The organism is Nocardioides abyssi, assembly GCF_030412915.1.
GTDB lineage: Bacteria > Actinomycetota > Actinomycetes > Propionibacteriales > Nocardioidaceae > Nocardioides > Nocardioides abyssi.
The window spans coordinates 1-242 of record NZ_JAUHJR010000230.1; the positions used below are offsets into that span (position 1 = coordinate 1).

The 242-nt window shown below is 70.2% G+C and carries 1 pseudogene; it reads left to right on the top strand.

What is annotated here, in order from left to right:
* A pseudogene (locus QWY29_RS20605) lies at nucleotides 1-236 on the top strand (sodium-dependent transporter); the annotation flags it as partial.
* Nucleotides 237-242: the final 6 nt, after the last annotated feature.

Consider the following 242-nt stretch of genomic DNA (forward strand, 5'->3'; position numbering starts at 1 on the left):
AGAACGGCGGCGGCGCGTTCGTCGTCCCCTACCTCGTGGCGCTGCTGACCGCCGGCATCCCGTTCCTCTTCCTCGACTACGCGCTCGGCCACCGGCACCGCGGCTCGGCGCCGCTGTCGTGCGCCCGGCAGTCGCGGGCGACCGAGGCGCTCGGGTGGTGGCAGGTCGGGATCTGCTTCATGATCGCGATCTACTACGCCGCGGTCATCGCCTACGCGGTGCGCTACACGTTCTTCTAGGTC